Origin of the sequence: Dyadobacter koreensis (assembly GCF_900108855.1) — a bacterium.
In the GTDB taxonomy this organism is placed as follows: domain Bacteria; phylum Bacteroidota; class Bacteroidia; order Cytophagales; family Spirosomataceae; genus Dyadobacter; species Dyadobacter koreensis.
The window spans coordinates 327,530-348,686 of the sequence record NZ_FNXY01000008.1; the positions used below are offsets into that span (position 1 = coordinate 327,530).

Below are 21,157 nucleotides of genomic sequence, written 5' to 3' on the forward strand. Positions count from 1 at the left end.
ACTATTTTATGAAGTATAAGTTTTTAGGGAGTACCGGTGTCCTGGTTTCGGAACTTTGTTTTGGAACAATGACTTTCGGCGGAGATGGATATTGGGAAGCAATCGGTAAGCTTCAGCAGGAAGACGGAAATGCATTGGTGAAAACTGCTTTTGATAGCGGAATAAATTTCTTTGATACAGCAAATGTTTATTCCTACGGCAAATCAGAGGAAATATTAGGTAAGGCGTTTAAAGATTTGGGTATCAGTAGGAGCGAGGTTGTTGTAGCTACAAAAGCCAGAGGTAGAATGGCTCCGGGAGCCAATCAGATTGGTCTTTCCAGGCTTCATATTATGGATTCTGTAGAGGACAGCCTGCGCCGTTTAGGAACTGATCATATTGATTTATTTTATGTGCACGGTGTGGATGCTTATACCTCGCTTGAAGAAACCATGCGTGGTCTGGAAGATATTGTTCGTTCGGGAAAGGTACGTTATCTCGGCGTAAGTAACCATGCAGCCTGGCAGATCATGAAAGCAAACGGTATTGCTGAAAAAAATGGCTGGACAAAATTTGTAGCCTGTCAGCATTATTACTCAATCGCCGGCCGTGATCTGGAACGGGAATTGATCCCGATGATGGAAGATCAAAACCTTGCTTTAATGCCTTGGAGCCCATTGGCAGGTGGTTTTTTATCGGGAAAATATACCCGGGGTAATGAGACTTCGGGAGATAATCGCCGCGATAATTTTGACTTCCCGCCAATTGACAAAGAAAAAGCTTATGATATCGTTGAGGTGATACAACCCATTGCAGAAGCGCATGGAGTATCGGTTGCGCAAATTGCCTTGGCTTGGTTGTTAAGTCAAAAAAGCGTGACAAGCGTAATTATCGGTGCCAAAAAGCCTGAACAGTTAAAAGATAATATCGCTGCCACAACGGTTTCTCTGTCACAATCTGATCTGGCGCAGCTTTATGAGATCAGTCTGCTGAATACGGAATACCCGCAATGGATGTTCGAGCGTCAGGGAAGAGACCGGATTCCGCAATAAATTTAAAAATTTCTTGAAGTGAAAAGCAGCTGGGAATCTGGCTGCTTTCACTTTTTATCACCACTAATTAAAATTTACAATGATATATTTTTTATGGTCGCTTTTGAATCTTGGAGCACTGGTATGGTTCCTTTTTATCTCATTCAGCGTTTTGAAATCGATTCGGGAAAATCTTGGAACACTTTCTGCCGCCATTTTTGTGGTTTGTTGCTTATCATTTATCAAGACTTCTGTTACCAATAGCCAATCGGATTTGGGTAAAACTACGGACGCTAATAAGCAGGTTATCGTGATGGAAAATGTAGACAATAAAATGTTGTTCAACCTGGATCTGCTTTATCTTGAAAGTGAAAGTTTGAATAACGCCGGATTTTATGCTACAACGATTAAATCTGGTTTTGTAATCGGTCATGAATGGCTCCCCACACGGACCAACGTTTTTGATAAGGCTGGGTTAAAACAATATGAAGCTGATGGAATACATGAATGGAAATTTCTGGGCTTGACTTTGCACAGTGCTGCTGAATCGTTTAAGGGTACTATAAAAATCAAATAATTTCTGCCATACGGTTTTGGTCACAGAACGGAGTACCTTTGTATTATGTCAAATCACGAAAATTTAGAGACCACGCTCTCATCGCTGGGAATAACTGCGTTAAATGAAATGCAACAGCAAGCGAATACTGCAATTCAGGAGAACGCTGAAATACTATTGTTGTCGCCAACGGGTTCAGGAAAAACGCTGGCTTTTTTACTGCCATTGTTGTCAATTCTTCAAAAAGATGTGCTTGATGTACAGGCTGTTGTCATTGTTCCAACGCGGGAACTTGCACTCCAAATTGAAACAGTCTGGCGTAAAATGTCAACCGGATTCAAAGTTACCTGCTGTTACGGAGGCCACGATATGCAAACGGAAATCAGAAGTTTAAGTGAGGCTCCGGCGTTGATTATTGGAACGCCGGGCAGACTTATGGATCACATTTTCCGTAAAACTTTTACAACCCGCAAAATCGCTACACTGATCCTGGACGAATTTGATAAGTCGCTCGAACTTGGTTTTCAGGATGAAATGACCGAGATCATGAGTAACCTGCGTGCCTTGAAAAAAACGATTCTTGTGTCCGCAACGGCAGGTACGAAGGTCCCCGCTTTTACACGTGTTAAAAATCCGGTTGAGCTTGATTTTATAGAGAATAAAAAAGGAAACAGCGGATTGTCGGTTAAGCTTGTATTGTCGGATAAAAAGGATAAAACCGAGAAATTAATCCAGTTGCTAAGCTTCTTGGGATCAGAATCTACCTTAATTTTCTGTAATCAGAGAGAAAGTGTTGAGAAGATAAGTACAATCTTGAAAGAAGAAGGTATCGACTGTGCATTCTTTCACGGCAAACTGGAACAGGAAGAAAGAGAACGGACATTGATTCGCTTCCGGAATGGTTCAGTGTTATATCTTGCTGCAACGGATCTTGCTGCAAGAGGGCTTGATATTCCTGATATGAAGCACGTTATACATTTTGAATTGCCGATGCGCAGTGATGAGTTTACGCACAGAAATGGCAGGACGGCAAGAATGTTATCAGAAGGTACGGCTTATATATTATTAAATTCTGACGAAGTATTACCTAATTATATCGATCGGAAGCCACCCGTTCTCGATCTTCCGGCGAAGCTAAATTTACCGGAGCCATCAGAATGGACAACGATTTATATCAGCGGAGGGAAAAAGAATAAATTGAACAAAATGGATATTGTCGGTTTCCTTTTACAAAAAGGAAAGCTCGAAAAACAAGATCTGGGTTTGATTGAGGTGAAGGATAATATTTCCTTTGCGGCAGTAAGAAAAAATCAGGTAAAATCAATGCTCGGACTAATTTCCGATGAGAAAATGAAAGGAAAGAAATTTAAAATAGAGGTTGCGCGGTAAGTAACAGGTAACACTATTTAGCAGCGGATAGGATTCTCCCGGAATCTTATCCGCTTTTTTGTGCTTTAAAATAAGTTCTCGGTTCCCTTGTTTTTCTAATCTTAAATTTATTTACTTTGTAATTCAAAGTACTTTTAATATTGAGATTATGGACAAAATTCGTACTTGCCTTCTCTGGTTTTCATTAACCGCTGTTCACACATTTTTATTTTATGGTCATAATACGGGAATCAATGCGTTGATTTTTTCCGTTATGGTTGTGGGTTTGACTACCTGGTATCATGGATTGTATCGGGAAAAGTTCTGGCGGATGGCGGTGACTGGACATTTAATCATTGCGGTAAGCGCCGCATGGCACTCGACTTTCGGGATTGCCGCTGTTTATAATCTGACTTTCGTTGTATTGGCGGGTTATGTTTTTTCTGCTCGCAGCAGTTTGCTTGTCGCATTTGCTAACGGAGTTTACGGCACAGTTTTACTTGGGTTTCTAAGAACGATAGCTAACGGATACAAACTTTTTCGAGATGAGGTTTCACAACGTAGGAGTTTTGTCTGGTCTTTTAAAAAGATACCACTATATGTTGCGCCAATCACGGTTACTGCCATTTTTTATATGTTGTACAGGGCGGCAAACCCCGATTTTTTCCTGGAAATTAATTTACCTGATTGGGAGCTGGACTTTGGGTTAATCAATTACACACTTTTTGGCGCGATCATTATTTGTCCGTTATTCTTCTCCCGGGGATTGAAAAATCTTACAGAGCGAGATTTGGAAGAACCTGATCTACTGTCGCGAATCAGACGGAAAAGTAATCCTGGAAAACCAATTGGATTGATTTATGAGAATATGCAAGGTGTGATTATGTTCTCTATGCTTAATCTGCTGATTGTGGTGTTTTTAATTTTTAATATTTTTCAGGTCTTTTTGCCTTCGCTGAATCACTCCCCGGCAGGCTATTCTCAACAGGTTCATCAGGGTTTTGAAACGCTGGTTATCAGCGTGGTAGTAGCCATATTATTGATTATGTTCTATTTTAGAGGCAATCAGAATTTTTATGTTAGAAAGGGAAAACTTGTTAGTCTTGCCGTAATCTGGATTGCTTTGAACGGTATTCTGATTTTGTTTACATGTTATAAAAATACATTGTACATTACTTCGTTTGGTCTGACTTACAAGCGTATCTGGGTATTCATCGGTATGTTTCTGACTACAATCGGGCTCTATTTGACACTTGTGAAAATCTATAAATTAAAAACGAACTGGTACTTGATTCGCCAAAATACCTGGGTGATGTATTTCGCGATTTCCAGCTACTGTCTCGTCGACTGGGATAGGCTCATAACCTGGTATAATCCAAATTATGCAGAATTCCTGGATATCGGTTATCTGTTGAGTCTGGATGAAACTAAACTTCCTTATTTAAAAGAATTATTGAAAGATAATGATCCTCGGATGGAGCCCTACAAAGCAGAAATTTTGCAAAAAATTGCAAATGTCAATTTGCCTTTTGCCTGGCAGGACGAAACCTTCGACAAAATATGGCTTCGCGAACAATTGAAGAATCAATAGCGAAATTATTCGCAACTTCCCGATCCTTTTTCTTTTTACAGAAAATAGTTTCGATTTGAGTATCTTGGTTACTTCCTAAATCAGATATCCTTAGCCGTTAAATGAAAAATCTAGCCATTTTTTGTACTTTATTTTTTCTGACAACTTCGTCATTCGCGCAACGCAGTGTTTCTGTTACTATTGACGACGTTCCGAATACACATCTTTACAAGCAGCAAAATTTTAATTCTTTTCTCCAAAGAAAACTGGATTCACTCCGAATCCCGGTTGCTATTTTTATTAATGAAGGAAATTTGCAGTTGACGAATGAAGTTGACAAGAATAAAGATTTACTGAAAACATGGATTTCCAAGCCATACGTGACCCCGGGAAATCATGGTTTTGAGCATAAGAATTATGCGGAAGTCGGGTTTGAAGCCTTTAAAAACGATGTAGTACAAGGTGAATTATTAACCAGGAAGTTTGCAAAAGAGCTGAATAAAGAATCAAAATATTTTAGATTTCCGTTTAATGGAGCCGGGAATGATAGTTTGGAACAAGTAACTGCTCTAAATTTTCTTGCGGATAGAAATTATATATCGACGCCCTTTACGGTTGAAAGTGAAGATTGGCTGTACGCGATTTTATATGAAGATGCCATCTCAGCAAAGGATAAAAAGAGGGCTGAATGGATTGGAAATCAATATGTCGATTTCACTGTCAGGTTATTTTCCTATTTCGACAGTCTTTCTACGCAACTTTATAACCGGCCGATCAAACAGATTTATCTTTGCCATGACAACAGTTTAAACGCGGATTATCTCCCAAGAATAATTGATGAATTAAAGAAAAAGGAATACCAGTTTATCAGTCTCGACCAAGCTATGAGCGATCCGGTTTATGAATTTCAGCTTTATTATTATGGGAAAGCTGGTTTTTCCTGGATATACAGATGGATTCCTGATGTAGTTTTGAGAAGAAAAATGATGCAGAGCGAGCCACTTAATCCGGAAATTCAGAGTGCCTTTGAAGAACGTAATAAAAAGAAAAATTAAGGCACAAAAAAAGCCTGCTACTCGGTAACAGGCTTTCCAAATGATATTATGATTAAACTTAGATAACTTTAACGTTAACTGCGTTTAGACCTTTTTTGCCATTTTCTACTTCGTAAGACACTTTGTCATTTTCACGGATATCGTCTTGAAGACCTGAAACGTGAACGAAAATGTCTTGGTCTCCATTAGATGGAGAAATGAAACCAAATCCTTTGGAATCATTGAAAAATTTTACTGTACCTTCTGCCATTAGTATTGTTCTTATATATTTTGAAGACCAAATATACGAACGTCTTTTGGATATGCAAGAGAAAAGATTTTAATTATTTAGAAAAAGTAAAAATTAATCGAATTCCATAGAATTTGTAGAGTATTTAAAACTGCCTTCTCGGATGTTTAAACATGCATTAACCGAGACTTTTTACAACGATTTTTTTTACGGCAAGGAAAACGTTTCTTGTGTTTCTTTGTTTTCATGTTAAGCTATCCGTGAAGTACATGCCTGTTTTAAAAAATAATTCCCATAATCCTCCATTCTGGCTTCCTAATGGACATTTGCAAACCATATATCCCGCACTTTTTAGAATAATTAAGGAAGTCAAATACCAGCGCGAGCGAATCGTAACCCCGGATCTGGACTTTCTCGATCTGGATTGGTCCCTTTCAGAAGGAAAAATAGCTGGACAGATAAATAAGAAACTTGTTATTCTCTCGCATGGACTTGAAGGCGACAGTTCGCGGCAATATATATTAGGTATGGTCCGGCTGTTGAATGCACACGGTTATGACTGTCTGGCCTGGAACTTCCGGAGCTGTGGCGGGGAAATGAACAATACGGCCAGGTTTTATCATAGCGGCGCCACGGAGGATCTGGATATGGTCGTTAAACAAGCAATACTTAAAGGATACGAAGATATTCAGCTTTTAGGCTTTAGTCTGGGCGGTAACCTTACGCTTAAATATCTCGGAGAACGAGGTGATTCTATTGATAAAAAAATTAAAAAATCGGTTGTATTCAGTGTGCCAATGAATTTGAAAGCATGTAGCCTGGCGATAATCAGACCGGAAAATAGAATTTATCAATCCCGGTTTTTAAAAACCCTAAAGCCCAAAGTGGACCGGAAAGCCATCCATTTTCCTATGGATATCAATGCTGGTGATTTCAAATTCGTTAATACCTTGTATGATTTCGATCATCTTTTTACGGCGCCGCTACACGGATTTCATAGCGCTGATCATTATTATGAATCTTGCAGCTCAATGTTTTTTGTAAAGGGTATTGCTATTCCAACGTTGATCGTAAATGCGGCAAACGATCCGATTGTTCCAGTGGCAAGCCTGCCGATAGAAACAATTGAAAAACTTGACCAGGTGTTTCTGGAAATAACTTCGTCCGGGGGGCACTGCGGTTTTCGGCCTGCTGTTTCCGTTGACGGTGCCTATTGGTCAGAATCCCGCGCTTTGAAATTTCTTGCCTATAATTAATTGTCATTGAATTGATTATATGCCGGTTTCAGGTTTATAAACTGATCGGTTTATAGTCCTTAAAAGACTTTTTATTACGATATTTGTACTGTGTTTTCAAATACATTTTTCAGTTTTTTATAAATGAAAATACATTGTAAAAAATATTAAAAAGCGTCAGACGCACTTTTTTTTAGGGTCATAGAAAACAGATTCGTAATTTTGTGCAAAAATTGGGAATGCAACCAAAATATACCGTCTGATCGTTAACATTTTAATTTGATACTTATTCAGTTATCTCCCGCTTCATGCCGACATTAACACTCAATCCCCCGCATATCATTATCGATTTCGATAGTACATTTACGAAAGTAGAAGGACTTGACGAACTGGCTGCCATTGCTTTAACCGGGCATCCGCAACGCGAAAAAATTGTTCAGGAAATTGTTGACCTGACGAATAAGGGAATGAACGGCGAGATGTCTTTTGCAGAAGGACTTCGCCAGCGTATTGATCTTTTGAAGGCTAGCCGTGCCAACATTGAAGAACTGATTTCTTTTTTGAAAACGAAGGTCTCGGATTCTTTCAAGCGCAACAAACAGTTTTTGACAGAGAACGCCGACTATATCTTTATTGTTTCAAGCGGATTTAAAGAATTTATTGTTCCTGTTGTTACTGAATTTGGTCTTCGTGCTGATCATGTTTATGCGAATGAATTTCGTTTTGATGAAGCAGGAAATATCATAGGGATTGATGAAGAAAATGTGCTGTCCACTGATGGAGGCAAAATTAAATTACTTTCTTCGTTGAAACTTGAAGGCGATGTCTACGCAATTGGTGACGGATATACCGATTATCAGATAAAAGAGGCAGGTTTTGCAAACCGTTTCTATGCGTTTACAGAAAATGTTGAGCGTCCGAAAGTTGTTGCTGTGGCCGACCATATCGCTACTTCTTTCGATGATTTTTTATATGACAATAAATTAAGCAGAAGCCAGTCATATCCTAAAAGCAGAATCAAAGTTCTTCTATTAGAAAATGTTCACCCGGTAGCTTTACGTGCTTTTGAGGAACAAGGTTTTAACGTTGAATTTGTAAAGGGTGCGCTTGACGAAGACGAGCTTTGCGAGCGTATCAAGGATGTATCAATTATTGGTATCCGTTCAAAAACCAATATTACCAAACGTGTTCTTGAAAATGCAAATCGCCTGATGGCGATCGGTGCTTTCTGTATTGGAACAAACCAGATTGATCTGGAAGCGGCTGCTGAACGCGGAATTGCTGTTTTCAATGCGCCTTACAGCAACACACGTTCTGTTGTAGAACTTGCCATTGGTGAAATGATCGTACTTATCCGTAACATTGTTACAAAAAGTAATCAAATGCACCAGGGGATCTGGGATAAATCTGCGAACGGAAGTTTTGAAGTTCGTGGGAAAAAACTAGGTATGGTAGGTTACGGAAGTATCGGAACCCAGCTTTCTGTGGTAGCCGAGGCTCTGGGAATGGAAGTATATTTCTATGATGGTATCGAAAAACTTTCTCTAGGAAATGCACGTAAAGTGAATTCTTTGGAAGAACTTCTATCGATCGCCGATGTGATCAGTATGCACGTGGATGGCCGTAAGGAAAATACAAATCTGATTGGGAAACGTGAGTTCGATCTGATGAAAGACGGTGTTATTTTTATGAACCTTTCCCGTGGACATGTTGTCGATATTGAAGCGCTGGCGGATGCTGTAAAAAGCGGAAAAGTTGCCGGTGCCAGTGTGGATGTTTTCCCGAAAGAGCCAAAAACAAATGACGAATCTTTCGAAAGCGCGCTACGTGGTTTGCCAAATGTAATTCTTACTCCTCATATCGGTGGAAGTACAGAAGAAGCGCAGGAAAATATCGGTCATTTCGTTCCTTCCAAATTATTGGAATTCATGAACAATGGCAGCTCTTACGGAAGCGTTAATTTCCCTGAGGTGCAGTTGCCAAAACTGAAAGATTCTCACCGTTTGCTGCATATTCATGCAAACGTACCGGGGGTTTTAGCGAAACTGAACAATATATTTGCTAAAAATAACATTAACATCACCGGCCAGTACCTGAAAACAAGCGAAAAAATCGGTTATGTGATCGTTGATATTGCAAAAGGATATACAGAGGAATTTATCCAGGAAGTAAAAGAAGTAGAAGGTACGATTCGTTTCAGAATGTTGTACTAGTAAAGTGCCAGGGATTGTCAATTGTTGTCAGGAAATAGTCAGGAATTGTCATTTATAGTCAGCACATGGCGATAATTGACAATCCCTGACGACACTTGACCACAAATGAACATCCCAGACAGCGCCTTCAAGATTCATTGTCCCCACTTATAGCTATATAAAAATGTCATTAACCTTTTTTACGCCGGGCCCTGCACAGCTTTATCCGACATTTGAAAAACATTTGCAGACTTTCGTAAGCGAGCAGTTGGGTTCAATTTCGCATCGCAGTCAGCAATATCGTGATCTGCATAAATTTACAGTTCAGCAGGTTCGTACGCTGTTGAATGTTCCGGAAACGCACCAGGTTCTTTTCCTTGGCTCGGCATCAGAAGCGTGGGAGCGGATATTGTTCAGTTGTGTAGAACTGGAAAGTTTTCACCTAGTGAATGGTTCTTTTTCAAAGAAATTCCACGATTATTCTCAGGGTCTTTGCAAATACGCACATTTGCAGGAAAAACCTATGGGAGAGGGTTTCAGTGCTTCGGAGGTTATTGTGCCGGAATACGCAGAATTGATTGCCACGACGCATAATGAGACAAGTTCAGGTGTTCAAATGCCTGTTTCTGAAATTCACAAACTGAAGCAGAAATATCCGGACAAATTTATTGCTGTTGATATTGTTTCGTCTGCGCCTTATCCTGAACTGGATTTTAATCTGATTGATACTGCTTTCTTTTCAGTTCAGAAAGCATTTGGTCTTCCGGCTGGTCTGGGTGTCTGGATTGTAAATGAAAAATGTCTTCAAAAAGCAGAATATATCCGTAACCAATATTCGATCGGCGCGCACAACGATTTGCCTACACTTTGGAAAAATGCTTTAAATAACGAAACTCCGGCGACGCCAAACGTTATGGGTATTTACTTGTTAGGAAAAGTAGCTGAAGATTTTAATAGGATCGGCGTTAAAGCAATGCGTAAGGAAACAGAGCAGAAAGCAGATCTTATTTATAAGTTCATCGAAAGCACCAGCGGATTTTCTCCGTTTGTTACTGAGAAAAAATATCGTTCACAAACCGTCGTGGTTGCTAATACCGAAGCTCCGTCGGCTGATATTATCAAAGCCATTAAAGAAAAGGGAATGGTTATCGGCAGCGGCTATGGTAAATATAAGGCGTCACAATTACGGATTGCAAATTTCCCGGCGACATCTCTTGAACAAATCCAGTCTTTACTTCACGCGTTGAAGGCACTTTAAAAAACTGAAAAAATAGTTGCAGGCACGAAATCTGATATTGGTTTCGTGCCTTTTTATTTATTGTTAACATAAGCAAATGGTACTATTTCTTTGATAAAGAGTATACAAAAGGTCATTACGTACTTTTCTTAACCGAACCTTTAATTTTTACATGATGAAAGATCAGCAAAAAACACCTGAAGACTCTTCTCGGCGGGAATTTATTAAAACATCTTCATTGGCAGCATCTGCATTTTTTATTGTACCAAGGCATGTTCTGGGAAAAGGTTTTGTTGCTCCCAGCGACAAACTGAATATCGCCGGAATCGGTGTCGGTGGAAAAGGAAAAAGTGATCTGGCAAATTTCGCCAAAAGTCCGAATGTGAATATTGTCGCGCTCTGTGACGTTGATGACCGTCAGGCGGTTGCTTCCAGAACAAATTTCCCCAACGCCAAATACTATAAGGATTTCCGGGATATGCTGAAAAAGGAAGACAAAAGTATAGACGCTGTTTCGATTTCCACACCGGATAATACGCATGCGGTGGCGACGCTAGCTGCGATGCAGATGGGCAAACATGTTTACACGCAAAAACCTCTGACACATGATATTTATGAAGCCCGGATTTTAGGTCAGGCTGCGAAAAAATATAAGGTAATCACCCAGATGGGAAATCAGGGCGGTTCAGGAAATGGCGTACGCCGGATGAAAGAAATATATGATTCTGGTGTAATTGGAAAAGTCGATCGGGTTATCTGCTGGACAAACAGGCCGGTTTGGCCGCAAGCAGTTCCGACCGATAATGTTGACCCGATCCCCAAAGAGCTTGACTTTGATCTGTGGCTTGGGCCTTCGCCGAAAGTCGGTTATAACAAAGCATATCTACCATGGAACTGGCGGGGCTGGTGGCCGTATGGAACAGGAGCGCTTGGAGATATGGCCTGTCATATTATGGACCCGGTTTACAGAATTCTGCCGATTTTGTATCCTGTTTCGGTCGAATGCAGCGTTGCCAACACCTGGACTTTTACATTGCGGGAAAAAGATAATAATCCGGACTGGACACCTTTTTCAACTTCCATTCACCTTGATTATCCAAGAAATGACGGAAAAGGAAATATCAAAGTGAGCTGGTATGATGGCGGTATTTTGCCGGAGCTTCCCTCGGAATTACAACCGGGAGAAATGTTCGGAAACTCAGATGGAGGAGTTCTTTTTATCGGTAAAAAAGGGAAATTGATGGCAGATTGCTACGGAGCAAATCCGAGATTATTGCCGTTGAAGAAAAACGAAAATTTGAAAGTAAAAGAGACGATTAAACGAGTGCCGAATGAGGATCATTATCTGAACTGGGTGGACGCCTGCATCGCCGGATATGGAAAAGGTGAAACGAGCTCGCCGTTCGAATATGCGGGACCTTTTACAGAGAGTATTCTGATCGGGAATCTGGCACTTAGAAGCTGGATGTTGAGAGACAATCCAACAGCTTTGAAAACCGTAGACAAATACAATGGCCGAAAAAAACTGGAATGGGACGCAGCGAATATGAAAGTTACAAATTATGATCTGGCTAATCAGTTTGTGAAAAGAGAATACCGCGAAGGCTGGGAATTGGTACTGTGAAGAATAGATATTTTGTTCCGGAAAGTCTCAGTTACTGAGGTTTTCCGGATTAATAAAGTTTAAACTTTCAAGGAATCCGGATGCGTTAATAATTGGTATGTTTCGGAATTGGTTAAGAGAAAGTAAATCGGAATCACCGGAAATATCTTCTAAGAGGAAACAGAGAAATACCTATCAAACTTTGGTCTAAAGAGTACATTTTGAAATTCTTCCAATGTGTTTTCAGAATATACAATTATTCCTAAACTTTCAGCTTTTATAATTGCTTCGGCATTTTTTGAAAATGGAGATAATGCTGTACTGATGAGTGTGTTAGTATCAAATACAAAATTACCCATCATTCAGTATTTGTTCTAATATTTCGTCATTGAAACCCTTCTGTTCTGCTTCTAATCTTATTTTTTTTAATAACGGCCATAGTGTGTCTTCCTCTTTTTCAAGAATCACCTTCAATAGTTGATCTACTTCTTTTTCAATACGCTGTTTAATTTTGGGATTGGTATAATGCCATTTTTTTTTGCGGTGTCGTCGTCAACTTCAAATACTATCCTCTCCATAAGAAAATCAATTGTTTACGGTTCTAAAAAATATACAAAAATTGGTTCTGAAATAATTTGTTAACAGATACAGTTTTCCAATCGATTCCAAAATGTGTCCCTTTTTCAAACTAAATTCTAATTAATGTTATTGATATGAATTATTTAATTTTACCATTGAAATATGATTTTAAGTATAAATAATTAGCTTTATGCTTTCTTAGAAAAACAGCCACGCAGTGATAACTTCGGATACCTTCATCTTGGAGCCAACGGACCAGCAACTCTGGTCGGGTATCCGGTATGGAAATGAGCAGGCTTATACCAGACTTTTTGAACGCTATCACCGGACCTTGTATAATTATGGGAGTAAGTTGTCGGGTAATTCAGCGATTGTCGAAGATGCAGTCCAGGAAGTATTTATCGATGTCTGGCGTCTCCGGGCAAATCTTACTGAAAACGTCACTTCTGTAAAATTTTATCTTTACCGTGCACTTCGCAGAAGGATTCACGTCGCCTCTGACAAGTTTCCTGTCACTGAAGAATTAACGATGCTGCCGGATCAGGAAATTCCTTCGACTTACTCTAATTCTGAAACAATGCTGATCCAAAGCGAGTCGAATTCAATGATTTCGCGAAAAGTAAAGGAAATGCTTTCACAACTTCCGGAAAGACAGCTGGAAGTAATTACCCTGCGATATTTCGAGGATTTCAGCGTAGAAGAAATTGCGGGGATTATGGGTATCAATGAAAAATCCGTCCGCAACCTTATCTATAAAGCCATCACTTCCTTCCGCCAATCTCCACAGAATTTTCTGATTTCAGTCTTGATTTTCTGCTTGTTAGTTATTTTGTAAAATTTTTTTCTAAAATAATTACATTTTAAAGAGGTCATTTTCAAAATTCGTCACTCTTTATATTTGAAAGAGCAATAGACTGAATTCTGTCCACTATGAAGCATGACCCTTACTCGCTGACGGAACTGATCCGGAACGATGACTTTATTGCCTGGGTCAGACAGCCCGATGAAATGAATGAAGCCCGCTGGCGGCAATTTCTTCAACAACATCCGAAGAAAAAGCAAACCGTCGAATCTGCCAGACGTTACATCATTTTCATGGGAGAAGATACCGGAAAAGCACAGCCGACATCTGAGCAAAGCGAAAAGATGTGGAAAGCAGTTGAAAAACATTTGCGTGGCGAACTGGTGGAAGAGCAGGAAGAAAACGAAGAGGATACGGAGCCTGAGCCCGGAAACGTAATATCAGGCTGGCGGTGGGTACGTATCGCAGCGTCGGCGGCGCTTATTGCGGGAATGGCATCTTTCAGTTATTGGTATTACACAAATCAGCCCGGGCATAGTGATCAGTTCAGTTTGTATGCAAATGAGCGATCTATCGAAAAATTGATTGAAAAAAATAACGATACAGATAAACCTATGCTGGTATTACTACCTGACGGGAGTTCTGTGGTTTTGCAGCCAGAAAGCAGCCTGAGTTATGTTAATACAATCAATGCAAAAACGCGGGAAGTGACCTTAAAAGGCAGGGCATTTTTCGAGATCGTAAAAAATCCTGAGAAACCTTTTCTGGTATACACATTCGGCCTGGCAACGAAAGTTCTGGGTACCAGTTTTCTGATAGATGCGCCGGAAAACGGTCGGGATATAAAAGTAGAGGTGACAACCGGTAAGGTTTCTGTTTTTTCATTGGATGATTCCCAAACTAGTGAAAATAGGATAAATTCAACAGAGCTAAAAGGTTTTATTATTAACCCTACTGAAAAAATCACTTTCTCACGTGAAGATGGAAAATTGACGAAAACAGTCGTAGGTGTGGATGAGAAGAAACAGGAAAATGATATTTCCAGCCAATCGTTTATGTTCGATGAAACGCCTGTTTCAGAGGTTTTTCTCGCATTGGAAAAAGCTTATAATATCAGGATTTTTTATAATAGGGAACAGATGGGAAGCTGTCCGCTGAATGCAACCCTGGTTGGTCAGCCGATTTATGAAAAGCTGTCGGTCATTTGCAATGCCTTAGACGCAGAGTTTGAAATTAAAGACAACCTTGTAACTATTACAGGACAAGGATGTAAATAGTTAAAGGGAAAATATAAGTTGGATTACCGGGATGCGACTTATATCATCCACGCTTGTTAAACCTAACATTTATCTATGGCATAGAAGATTACTGAAGGAAAAAGATCAGTCATGTTGACGCACGACTGATCTCAGATTACTCCCCCGAAAAATTCGCTTCGCAGGCAAAATCTGTCCATTTCTAAAAATGGACTACAGGGGAGGATTATGTTGAATAAATCTCGTTAACCAACAAATCTGATCAAAAATATGAAAAAAAATCGACCGATTGATGACTTACTTTTTACACTCATGCGTATAACAGTCATTCAATGTTTTTTAGCCTGCATGTTTGTGGGTGTTTCCCTGGCATATGAAACCAGTGCGCAATCTGCACTGAATCAGAAGGTAACTCTGAGCATTGAACAACAGGATATTAAAAAAGTATTGAATCAACTTGAAAAACAGATCAATGCAAAGTTTGTTTTTAGTTCTAAAATAATACAATCGCAGCGGAAGGTTTCGCTAAAAGTCCGTAACCAAACGCTTTCTGACGCCCTGAATGAATTGTTGGTTCCGTTACAACTTACTTATAAAGTCAGTGGTGACCTGATTGTAATCAAACCTGTAAAAGCGGAAAAGTTGTCCGGCTTAACAGAAAATCCAATTGCGAGTTCTGAGTCGGAAGTCGTAGACAAAACTATTTCCGGCACTGTATCGGACGATACTGGCTCAGGTTTGCCGGGCGTAAGTATTGTTGTTAAAGGAACACAGATCGGAACCAGTACCGATGAGAATGGAAAATATACGCTAAAAGTATTTGACGATACTGCGATACTGATTTTTTCTTTTGTTGGTTATCTGTCTCAGGAAGTGCCATTGGTGAATCAAAGTGTTGTAAATATTACTCTTAAAGTGGATGACAAGGCGCTTGAAGAAGTGGTTGTCGTTGGTTATGGTACGCAAAAGAAAGAGTCTCTGACTGGTGCAATTTCGACTGTAACCAGCAAAGATCTGGAACGAGTGCACGGAGGTTCAACGGTAAGTTCAGGTTTAGCTGGCAAAATTCCGGGAGTGACCTTTCGGATGGCTGACGGACGCCCGGGCGGAAGCGCCAACATACAGATCCGTAATATGGGTAACCCTTTATTTGTGATCGATGGTATCCAGCAGGATGCAGGCCAGTTTAATAATATTTCCCCAAATGATATTGAAAGCATTACCGTGTTAAAAGATGCGTCTGCGGCCATTTATGGAGTACGTGCAGCAAATGGCGTGGTTGTTGTTACCACAAAAAGAGGTAAAAACGGTACAAAAAATACCGTGAATCTCGACGCATATACAGGCTGGCAAAACTGGTCGCGCTTCCCGGATGTAGTGAACGATTCGTACCAGTGGATGCTGGGCAAAGCCGAAGCGGAAATGAACCAGTATGGTAAGACCGCTATCACGCAGGATGAGCTTGAAAAGTATAAAGCAGGTACGGAAATGGGTTATCAATCCTTCAACTGGAAAGATTTTATTGTCAAAAAGAATTCACCGCTTTACTCTGTTAATTTAAATATGACCGGCGGCTCCGATAAAATTACTTATTATATTTCCGCGTCACGTATGTTCCAGAATTCGGTTCTAGGCCGTGAATTTACTTTTCAAAGAAATAATATTCAGAGTAACGTAGACGCGAAAATTACGGACAATCTTAAAATCGGTGTACAAATTAACGGCCGTATCGAAACAAGGGACAACCCGGGTATTCCTGGCGGTGACGACTACTGGCTGCCACGTTTCGCCATTCTGAGAAACCGCCCGTTCGAACGTCCCTATGCAAATGACAACCCGAACTATCTCAATGACATCAAACATAATGAAACCAACTGGGCCTACAACAACAAAAAGCTAGGTGGTTATCAAACCAATATCTGGCGTGTTTTGCAGAGTAATATGAATGCTGAGTATAAAATACCGGGTATCAAAGGCTTGGTCGCCAAAGGTATGTATTCTTATTACATTGCTGATCAGGTTTTAAATGGTCATGAGTATACTTACAAAGCATATACCTACAACCCGACCGACGATAGTTACAAAGTCACTGGCGGCAGTACAAATCCATGGAGAGAAAGACGGACGCGAAAAATAATGCGTAATGTTTACCAGGGACAATTGAACTACAACAATACTTTTGGCAAAAATAATATCGGCGCAACCTTTGTTGCCGAACGTCAGGAACAGAGAGATCAGGAGCAATGGGTACATTCGGTACCATCGACAAATGTGCTGCCGCTGATGTACTTTGCCAATATGGATACCTATTCAGACAGGGATGATCAGGAAGCTCGTATAGGGTATATCGGTAGGTTGACTTACGATTATGGCGGAAAATATTATGTTGAATTTTCTGCTCGTCGTGATGCTTCCTGGAAATTTGCTCCGGACAGACGCGTCGGTTATTTTCCGTCCGCTTCTGCCGGATGGAGACTGACAGAGGAAGGTTTTATCAAGAATCTGATCGGAGATCATAGCTTCCTGGATGATCTTAAAGTGAGAGCTTCCTATGGGGTACTTGGTGATGACGATATCGGGATCGGGCCGTATGACTATTTGCCAGGTTACAATTACAACCAGGGAAATGCTATTTTAAGCGGAAATGCAGTCGTGACATCTGTCAATAAAGGCCAGATAATTAATAACATATCATGGTTCAAAAGCAAGATCACTGACGTTGGAGCAGACTTCTCATTTTTTGGGACAAAATTATCGGGATCTTTCGATTATTTCAAGAGATTGAGAACCGGCCTTCGAGGGCGTAAATACGACATTCTGGTACCAAGTGAATTAGGGTACAACCTTCCTGATGAAAACGTTAACAGTGATTCCCAAAGAGGCTGGGAAGGCGCGTTATCTTATAATGGGAAATCCGGGGATATAAATTATTCGATCGGGGGAAACTTCTCATTTTCAAGAAGTAAATTCGTTTCATCATACAAACCGATCTTTAACAACTCGCTTGACCAATACAGAAACTCGGGGGAGGGTCGCTATAAAGATATTTTCTGGGGATTGGAGGCAATTGGTCAGTTTCAGTCGCAGCAGCAGATCAATGAATATCCGGTTAGTATTGATGGCCAGGGGAACAGGACGTTACTTCCGGGAGACTTAATTTATAAAGATGTCAACGGAGATAATGTGATCACAGATGCAGACAGCAGGCCAATCGGTTATACAGTTGCCGGACAGCCCAATATCAATTTTGGTTTGAATTTGTCTGCAACCTGGAAGGGGTTTTCGGTTAATGCGGATTTTTCCGGCGGTGGACTTTATTCCTGGAACCAGGATTACGAGCAAAGATGGGCCTACCAGAATGATGGTGCTCTAAATAAAATGTTCCTGGACAGATGGCATCGCAAAGATCCTTTTGACCTGAACAGCGAATGGATTCCTGGTAAATATCCTGCTTTACGCTACAACAATGGTGGCCATAGCAACTACAACAGAAATTCAACTTTCTGGCTGCATAATGTAAAGTATATCCGGGCCAGAACCCTTGAAATAGGTTATTCACTACCAAAATCGGTGTTGGAAAAACTGAAAATTCAACGTGCACGAGTGTATATCAACGGATATAATCTCTTCTCGATTGATAATATGAAGGAGTTCGGGATTGATCCTGAAATTGCCGATGGGAATGGTCTGCAATACCCTCAGAATAAGTTTGTTAACGTTGGTATTAGTTTGTCAATATAAAAATATCAGAACTGACAATGAAAAGAATATTTTATAGCATACTGACAGTTATGCTTACACTAAGTGTGGGTTGTAATGACGATAAATTTCTTAATCGTCCGCCGACAAGCCTTCTTTCGGATGATCAGGTTTGGACAGACGAAGGTCAGGTTTTGTCACTAATCGGGAATTTATATAACCGCTATTATGACATCGCCTCGGTTAAAGACTGGGCTTCGCTTGCTGGATTTAATGAGGCTTTTTTCTCGAATGCAGGTAGTTATGGAGAATTTCAAAATAACGGATGGGGAGTGAGCAACTGGGGCACCTGGGACTATGGATACATCCGGGATATCAACCTGTTCATCGAAAAATGTACAGCAGCTGACAAATTAAACGCAGATGTTAAGGACCTTTTTCTAGCGGAAGCACGTTTTTTACGGGCCTCCTACTATTTTGAACTTGTTAAACGCATGGGCGGAGTTCCATTAATTCTGGAACCGCTAACTTATGATTTTAGTGGAGATCCCAGTTATTTGCGTCGTCCAAGAGCGAAAGAATCCGAGATTTATGATTTCGTTATCAAAGAGGCTGAAGAAATAAAAACTAAACTTCCCGTCAATGCAGGTGAAAAATCCAGAGTGACAAAAGCTGCTGTGTTAGCTATGCAGGCTCGCGCTGCACTATATGCGGGTTCCATTGCAAAATATGGGGTTAACACGCCGCAGGTGGCGTTGACTGGCGGAGAGGTTGGTATACCTGCCACATTAGCAACAGGTTACTATACCAAAGCACTTGCCGCAGCCAGGGAAATCATCAGCGGAAGTGCTGGTGCATATGCTCTCTACACAAAAAAGCCTGATTTGTCGGAAAACTTTGCAAGTATTTTCTATGATAAATCGAACAATTCAGAAGTCATTTTTGCTGATGATTTTAAGTTGAAAAGTGGAAAAGTACATGGGTTCACGATTTCGAATCAGCCTAGGTACGGAGCTGAGGAAGAGGAAGGAGGGCGTATCAATCCATCACTTAATTTTGTAGAAGCATTCGAAAAACTGGATAATACTTTTGCGCCAATACCGACAGTTAATAGTTCAGGAGCGCCGATTTATTATACGAATCAGGTTGATATTTTTGCCGGTCGTGATGCTCGTCTGGGTGGAACAGTGTTGTTGCCAGGTACATCTTTCAAAGGGCGGCCTGTTGACATCTGGGCAGGTTTTCAACTGGCAAACGGAAGCATAATCAGCGGCGACGATCGTGGTGGGCAAAAAACATTGCCAGGCAAAACGGTACCGGAACAAGTAGTCGGATTTGACGGGCCGATTGATGGTTTTGAATTTACAGCCCAAAGCGGATTTTATATCCGAAAATATCTTGACCCTGTTGTAGGGTCGGGGCAGCGCGGTGTTCAGAGCGAAGTCTGGTTTGTGCGTTACCGTTATGCAGAGGTACTTCTGAATGCTGCAGAGGCTGCTTTTGAGCTTGGAAACCTGGCTGACGCAGCTTTGTATATGAATCAGGTCCGGGCAAGGGCAGGGCTGCTAACTCCGCTTACAGCTTCCGAAATCTCATTTGACCGTATCGTGCATGAACGCCGTGTAGAGCTGGCATTTGAAGGACATTATCTGTACGACATGAAGCGGTGGAGAATTGCTCATTTGATCATGGATGGAAATGTTATTTCTGCCAGTGAGTTGTCAACAGATCTTGGGAAGGCTACGAAGAGAAATACGCAGCCGTGGGGGTTGTGGTCCTATAAAATTTATGATCCGGGCTCTGCGAACAATGGGAAATGGATTTATAAGGTAACAAAGTTAAGCCGGGTCACCGGAGCTGACCGTTTCCAGCTGGGTAATTATTATTCCTACATCGCTGATGATATCATTAATAACAATCCCAGGATTGTAAGAAATCCTAATCATTAGATCATCAATTTCAAACGATACGATATTATGAAAATGAAGTTTCATTTGATATACACGCTGGCGTTGTCTTCGCTGTTTTTTTCCTGTGATAAAGATAATTATACGGCTCCAAAATCTGAGCTGGCTGGTCAAATCGTCTACAAAGGTGAACCTGTGGGCGTGGAGTTCGCTCAGGTAAGAGTCCAGCTCTGGCAGCCTGGCTTTGGAAAACTGGCGGCAATTGACGCAGGTGTAAGCCAGGACGGAGCATATTCTGCCCTGCTTTTTAACGGCGACTACAAACTAGTTTTTCCGAAAGGAGACGGACCGTTTAAAACCATTGTTAAAGATGCAGCCGTAATGGATACGCTATTTGTAAAAGTAGCCGGAAATCAAAAACTGGATTTGGAAGTTTTGCCTTATTACATGATCCGTAATACAAAGTTCAGCGGAGGAGAAAGCAAAGTTTCAGTTTCATTAAAACTTGAGAAGATTATTACTGGGGTGGATTCGAAAGAGATTGAGCGCGTCTCCCTTTATGTAAATACTTCCCAGTTTGTTTCGCGTGGAGTTAATATTTCCGTAAAAGACGTAAACGGATCAGATATCAAAGATTTAAATACAATAAGTCTGATCACCACAGTGCCGGCGTTGCCAACGGCGCAGAACTACGTATATGCACGTGTCGGTGTTAAAATCAGAGACGTAGAGGATATGGTCTTCTCAACGGTTGAAAAGGTGCAGTTATAAAAAAATGTTTTGCAGAAAGGGACATTTATCAATTCCCTTTCTGCAAAACAAAGGCTCGGTAACTGTAATAAATAACATCTCAAAAAGA

16 protein-coding genes are annotated in these 21,157 nt (G+C 40.6%); 14 read left to right on the plus strand and 2 right to left on the minus strand.

Going from position 1 to position 21,157, the window contains the following annotated elements; all coding sequences use genetic code 11:
- The first annotated feature begins 8 nt into the window (after window positions 1-8).
- The 5 genes from BMY70_RS24775 (at window position 9) to BMY70_RS24795 (ending at window position 5,559) form a co-directional block, all read left to right on the plus strand.
- Window positions 9-1,031, plus strand: coding sequence for an aldo/keto reductase (locus BMY70_RS24775; RefSeq protein ID WP_090339595.1), 1,023 nt, complete (start codon window positions 9-11; stop codon window positions 1,029-1,031).
- A 79-nt stretch (window positions 1,032-1,110) separates the two neighbouring features.
- Entirely contained in the window at window positions 1,111-1,587 is a 477-nt protein-coding gene (locus BMY70_RS24780) for a hypothetical protein (RefSeq protein WP_090339598.1), read from the plus strand.
- A gap of 45 nt (window positions 1,588-1,632) precedes the next feature.
- Entirely contained in the window at window positions 1,633-2,955 is a 1,323-nt protein-coding gene (locus BMY70_RS24785) for a DEAD/DEAH box helicase (RefSeq protein WP_090339601.1), read from the plus strand.
- 148 nt (window positions 2,956-3,103) lie between these two features.
- The gene (locus BMY70_RS24790) at window positions 3,104-4,525 is read left to right on the plus strand and encodes a DUF4153 domain-containing protein (RefSeq protein ID WP_090339603.1); all 1,422 of its coding nucleotides are present in this window, start codon (window positions 3,104-3,106) and stop codon (window positions 4,523-4,525) included.
- A 101-nt stretch (window positions 4,526-4,626) separates the two neighbouring features.
- Window positions 4,627-5,559, plus strand: coding sequence for a polysaccharide deacetylase family protein (locus BMY70_RS24795; RefSeq protein WP_090339606.1), 933 nt, complete (start codon window positions 4,627-4,629; stop codon window positions 5,557-5,559).
- 58 nt (window positions 5,560-5,617) lie between these two features.
- Here BMY70_RS24795 and BMY70_RS24800 read toward each other — a convergent pair whose 3' ends face one another.
- Entirely contained in the window at window positions 5,618-5,809 is a 192-nt protein-coding gene (locus BMY70_RS24800) for a cold-shock protein (RefSeq protein WP_090339609.1), read from the minus strand.
- Window positions 5,810-6,057: 248 nt separating this feature from the next.
- On the opposite strand from BMY70_RS24800, the gene BMY70_RS24805 reads away from it, so the two are divergent.
- From BMY70_RS24805 to BMY70_RS24820, 4 genes are all read left to right on the plus strand, one after another.
- Window positions 6,058-7,044, plus strand: a complete 987-nt coding sequence (locus BMY70_RS24805; RefSeq protein WP_090339611.1) for a YheT family hydrolase — start codon at window positions 6,058-6,060, stop codon at window positions 7,042-7,044.
- 287 nt (window positions 7,045-7,331) lie between these two features.
- Window positions 7,332-9,236: a phosphoglycerate dehydrogenase gene (serA, locus tag BMY70_RS24810; RefSeq protein WP_090339613.1), complete on the plus strand. Its 1,905-nt coding sequence runs from the start codon at window positions 7,332-7,334 to the stop codon at window positions 9,234-9,236.
- 163 nt (window positions 9,237-9,399) lie between these two features.
- On the plus strand, window positions 9,400-10,473 hold the full coding sequence (locus tag BMY70_RS24815; RefSeq protein WP_090339615.1) for an aminotransferase class V-fold PLP-dependent enzyme: 1,074 nt from the start codon (window positions 9,400-9,402) through the stop codon (window positions 10,471-10,473).
- Window positions 10,474-10,627: 154 nt separating this feature from the next.
- Complete coding sequence (locus tag BMY70_RS24820; RefSeq protein ID WP_090339853.1) at window positions 10,628-12,076, plus strand: Gfo/Idh/MocA family protein; 1,449 nt, start codon at window positions 10,628-10,630, stop codon at window positions 12,074-12,076.
- 149 nt (window positions 12,077-12,225) lie between these two features.
- On the opposite strand, the gene BMY70_RS31725 is transcribed toward BMY70_RS24820, so the two are convergent.
- On the minus strand, window positions 12,226-12,417 hold the full coding sequence (locus BMY70_RS31725) for a PIN domain-containing protein (RefSeq protein WP_374754725.1): 192 nt from the start codon (window positions 12,415-12,417) through the stop codon (window positions 12,226-12,228).
- 434 nt (window positions 12,418-12,851) lie between these two features.
- On the opposite strand from BMY70_RS31725, the gene BMY70_RS24830 reads away from it, so the two are divergent.
- From BMY70_RS24830 to BMY70_RS24850, 5 genes are all read left to right on the plus strand, one after another.
- Window positions 12,852-13,469: an RNA polymerase sigma factor gene (locus BMY70_RS24830; RefSeq protein ID WP_229209766.1), complete on the plus strand. Its 618-nt coding sequence runs from the start codon at window positions 12,852-12,854 to the stop codon at window positions 13,467-13,469.
- Between the two features lie 95 nt (window positions 13,470-13,564).
- Entirely contained in the window at window positions 13,565-14,713 is a 1,149-nt protein-coding gene (locus tag BMY70_RS24835; RefSeq protein WP_090339621.1) for a FecR family protein, read from the plus strand.
- A gap of 249 nt (window positions 14,714-14,962) precedes the next feature.
- On the plus strand, window positions 14,963-18,433 hold the full coding sequence (locus BMY70_RS24840; protein WP_229209767.1) for a TonB-dependent receptor: 3,471 nt from the start codon (window positions 14,963-14,965) through the stop codon (window positions 18,431-18,433).
- A 17-nt stretch (window positions 18,434-18,450) separates the two neighbouring features.
- The gene (locus tag BMY70_RS24845; RefSeq protein ID WP_090339625.1) at window positions 18,451-20,340 is read left to right on the plus strand and encodes a RagB/SusD family nutrient uptake outer membrane protein; all 1,890 of its coding nucleotides are present in this window, start codon (window positions 18,451-18,453) and stop codon (window positions 20,338-20,340) included.
- A 27-nt stretch (window positions 20,341-20,367) separates the two neighbouring features.
- Complete coding sequence (locus BMY70_RS24850) at window positions 20,368-21,069, plus strand: DUF3823 domain-containing protein (protein ID WP_229209768.1); 702 nt, start codon at window positions 20,368-20,370, stop codon at window positions 21,067-21,069.
- Window positions 21,070-21,157 lie beyond the last annotated feature (88 nt).

What these genes read in the sequence shown, in the direction of transcription:
- BMY70_RS24845 (WP_090339625.1), top strand. Translation starts at nt 18,451, where the DNA reads ATGAAAAGAATATTTTATAGCATACTGACAGTTATGCTTACACTAAGT.
- BMY70_RS24775 (WP_090339595.1), top strand. Translation starts at nt 9, where the DNA reads ATGAAGTATAAGTTTTTAGGGAGTACCGGTGTCCTGGTTTCGGAACTT.
- BMY70_RS24815 (WP_090339615.1), top strand. Translation starts at nt 9,400, where the DNA reads ATGTCATTAACCTTTTTTACGCCGGGCCCTGCACAGCTTTATCCGACA.
- BMY70_RS24795 (WP_090339606.1), top strand. Translation starts at nt 4,627, where the DNA reads ATGAAAAATCTAGCCATTTTTTGTACTTTATTTTTTCTGACAACTTCG.
- BMY70_RS24780 (WP_090339598.1), top strand. Translation starts at nt 1,111, where the DNA reads ATGATATATTTTTTATGGTCGCTTTTGAATCTTGGAGCACTGGTATGG.
- BMY70_RS24785 (WP_090339601.1), top strand. Translation starts at nt 1,633, where the DNA reads ATGTCAAATCACGAAAATTTAGAGACCACGCTCTCATCGCTGGGAATA.
- BMY70_RS24790 (WP_090339603.1), top strand. Translation starts at nt 3,104, where the DNA reads ATGGACAAAATTCGTACTTGCCTTCTCTGGTTTTCATTAACCGCTGTT.
- serA (WP_090339613.1), top strand. Translation starts at nt 7,332, where the DNA reads ATGCCGACATTAACACTCAATCCCCCGCATATCATTATCGATTTCGAT.
- BMY70_RS24835 (WP_090339621.1), top strand. Translation starts at nt 13,565, where the DNA reads ATGAAGCATGACCCTTACTCGCTGACGGAACTGATCCGGAACGATGAC.
- BMY70_RS31725 (WP_374754725.1), bottom strand. Translation starts at nt 12,417, where the DNA reads ATGATGGGTAATTTTGTATTTGATACTAACACACTCATCAGTACAGCA.
- BMY70_RS24805 (WP_090339611.1), top strand. Translation starts at nt 6,058, where the DNA reads ATGCCTGTTTTAAAAAATAATTCCCATAATCCTCCATTCTGGCTTCCT.
- BMY70_RS24840 (WP_229209767.1), top strand. Translation starts at nt 14,963, where the DNA reads ATGAAAAAAAATCGACCGATTGATGACTTACTTTTTACACTCATGCGT.
- BMY70_RS24850 (WP_229209768.1), top strand. Translation starts at nt 20,368, where the DNA reads ATGAAAATGAAGTTTCATTTGATATACACGCTGGCGTTGTCTTCGCTG.
- BMY70_RS24800 (WP_090339609.1), bottom strand. Translation starts at nt 5,809, where the DNA reads ATGGCAGAAGGTACAGTAAAATTTTTCAATGATTCCAAAGGATTTGGT.
- BMY70_RS24820 (WP_090339853.1), top strand. Translation starts at nt 10,628, where the DNA reads ATGAAAGATCAGCAAAAAACACCTGAAGACTCTTCTCGGCGGGAATTT.